This is a genomic window from Dawidia cretensis, assembly GCF_018598175.1.
GTDB lineage: Bacteria > Bacteroidota > Bacteroidia > Cytophagales > Cyclobacteriaceae > Ohtaekwangia > Ohtaekwangia cretensis.
Genome location: NZ_JAHESE010000147.1, coordinates 1 through 346 on the forward strand (window position 1 = coordinate 1; position 346 = coordinate 346).

At 48.3% G+C, this 346-nt stretch carries 1 pseudogene; it reads left to right on the forward strand.

Annotated elements, in window-relative coordinates:
- A pseudogene (locus KK062_RS30130) lies at window positions 1–346 on the forward strand (SusC/RagA family TonB-linked outer membrane protein); the annotation flags it as partial.

Consider the following 346-nt stretch of genomic DNA (forward strand, 5'->3'; position numbering starts at 1 on the left):
CACAGGTATAACCTGTCTCAATATCACAACCTGGCGCTATCGGGTGGTAGCGAAAATACAAATTATCGCGCGAGTCTTACGTATCAGGATCTTCAAGGTATTGCCCGCGAAAACAGCCGCGAACAATATGGCTTGCGATTCAATCTTAACCAAAAGGCGCTTGACGGTAAACTGTTAGCGTCCGTCAACCTGGCCACAAATTTTAACGAAGCCAATCTCCTCGGCGGAGGTAACACGGATAATCAGCTTACCGGTGGTGGTTGGGAAAGCGTGTTGGTTCGCAATCCTACGAGCCGGTATAAAAATGACGATGGCACGTGGTATTTCGAACCCACCAATACCAATG